This window comes from Chitinophaga barathri (genome assembly GCF_003807585.1).
GTDB classification, from domain to species: domain Bacteria; phylum Bacteroidota; class Bacteroidia; order Chitinophagales; family Chitinophagaceae; genus Chitinophaga; species Chitinophaga barathri.
Genome location: NZ_RMBX01000024.1, coordinates 2501 through 5034, shown reverse-complemented (window position 1 = coordinate 5034; position 2534 = coordinate 2501). Strand labels below are relative to the sequence as shown.

Genomic DNA, 2534 nt, shown 5'->3' with positions numbered 1-2534 from the left:
AATAAATATGGCAGCTACCTACTCTCCCGCATGATAGTGCAGTACCATTGGCCATGAGGGGCTTAACTTCTCTGTTCGGAATGGGAAGAGGTGAACACCCTCGGCAAAACCACCATAAGATCTTCTGACTTGAGTACCTGATGAGCAGGCAATCTGTCTCGGCTATGCGCCGGCAATAATTTACATATTGGGAAGTTGTAAGTACACCTTTCGGTTAAGAGAGGTAATAAAATTAAAGCTTACGGGCAATTAGTACTACTCGGCTCCGATGTTACCACCCTTACACCTGTAGCCTATCAACGTCGTAGTCTCCGACGGCCCTTAAAAGTAAACTCATCTTGAGGTAAGTTTCACGCTTAGATGCTTTCAGCGTTTATCTTGCCCGTACATAGCTACTCTGCACTGCACCTGGCGGCACAACAGATACACCAGCGGTACGTACGACCCGGTCCTCTCGTACTAAGGTCATGTCCTCTCAATTTACTAACGATCACAACAGATAGGGACCGAACTGTCTTGCGACGTTCTGAACCCAGTTCACGTGCCACTTTAATCGGCGAACAGCCGAACCCTTGGGACCTTCTCCAGCCCCAGGATGTGACGAACCGACATCGAGGTGCCAAACCTCCCCGTCGATATGAGCTCTTGGGGGAGATCAGCCTGTTATCCCCGGAGTACCTTTTATCCTTTGAGCGATGGCCCTTCCATACAGAACCACCGGATCACTTTAGCCTGCTTTCGCACCTGCTCGGCTTGTCTGCCTCACAGTCAAGCACCCTTTTACTAATGCGCTCTGCGTACGATTACCAACCGTACTGAGGGTACCTTTGCGAGCCTCCGTTACTTTTTAGGAGGCGACCACCCCAGTCAAACTACCCACCAAACAATGTCCTCCCTTACAGGAGTTAGACTCTAAATAACAGAAGGTTGGTATTTCAACGTTGACTCCACAACTCCTGGCGAAGCTGCTTCATAGTCTCCCAACTATCCTACACATCTGGCATTCAAAATCAATGTTAAGTTGTAGTGAAGGTTCACGGGGTCTTTCCGTCCCGTTGCGATTAACCGGCATCTTCACCGATACTACAATTTCACCGAGCTCGTGGTAGAGACAGTGTCCAACTCATTAGACCATTCGTGCAGGTCGGAACTTACCCGACAAGGAATTTCGCTACCTTAGGACCGTTATAGTTACGGCCGCCGTTTACTGGGGCTTCAGTCAGGAGCTTTGACTTGCGTCGAACACCCTTCCTTAACCTTCCAGCACCGGGCAGGTATCAGGCTCTATACGTCATCTTTCGATTTTGCAGGGCCCTGTGTTTTTGTTAAACAGTTGGTTGGACCATTTTACTGAGGCCACATCACTGTGGCACGCCTTATCCCGAAGTTACAGCGTCAATTTGCCTAGTTCCTTTACCACGGATCACTCGAGCGCCTTAGGATATTCTCCTCGACTACCTGTGTCGGTTTACGGTACGGGCTGCTATAACCTAACCTTAGAGGTTTTTCTTGGAAGTCTGATTAGGGACATTATCAGCGCGGCCGAAGCTTTGCTGTACTATCAGGTTCAGCATCCCAGGCGGATTTTCCTACCCAGAATATACCTACTCCCTTTAACGCACTATTCCGTAAGTGCGCAGTCCTTTCACTACTCCGTTACCCCATCGAAATTATAGCAGGTACTGGAATATTCACCAGTTTGCCATCAGCTACGCCTTTCGGCTTTGCCTAAGGACCCGACTAACCCTGATCCGATTAGCGTTGATCAGGAACCCTTAGTCTTACGGCGAAAAGATTTTTCATCTTTTTTATCGTTACTTATGCCTACATTTTCTTTTCTGTACGCTCCAACATACCTCGCGGTACACCTTCGATGCAGTACAGAATGCTCCCCTACCGATCACCTGCCTAGCAGGGATCCTAAAGCTTCGGTTGTATGTTTGATGCCCGATTATTTTCCGTGCCCAAACCCTCGACCAGTGAGCTGTTACGCACTCTTTAAATGAATGGCTGCTTCCAAGCCAACATCCTGGCTGTTTTAGGGTTTGAACTGCGTTTGTTCAACTTAACATACGATTAGGGACCTTAGCTGTTAATCTGGGTTATTTCCCTCTCGGCCATGGACCTTAGCGCCCACAGCCTCACTCCCGCAGATATATCATAGCATTCGGAGTTTATTAGGGTTTGGTAGGCGGTGAAGCCCCCTAGCCCAATTAGTAGCTCTACCTCTATGATACGTCTATATACGAGGCTGTTCCTAAAAACATTTCGGGGAGAACGAGCTATCTCTCAGTTTGATTGGCCTTTCACCCCTATCCACAGGTCATCCCATAGCTTTTCAACGCTAATGAGTTCGGTCCTCCAGTTTGTGTTACCAAACCTTCAACCTGCCCATGGATAGATCACAAAGTTTCGCGTCTACCCCCACTGACTAAAACGCCCTGTTAGGACTCGCTTTCGCTGCGGCTCCGTTACTGAAGAACTTAACCTCGCCAGTGAGGAGTAACTCGTAGGCTCATTATGCAAAAGGCACG

Annotated in this window: 2 rRNA genes (1 of these 2 cut by a window edge); both read right to left on the bottom strand. The window is 48.6% G+C overall.

Annotated features, from left to right (window positions below):
• Positions 1 to 5 precede the first annotated feature (5 nt).
• Positions 6 to 117, bottom strand: a 5S ribosomal RNA gene (gene rrf, locus EG028_RS27530).
• A 112-nt stretch (positions 118 to 229) separates the two neighbouring features.
• Positions 230 to 2534: ribosomal RNA gene (locus tag EG028_RS27525) — 23S ribosomal RNA — on the bottom strand (it continues 578 nt past the right edge of the window).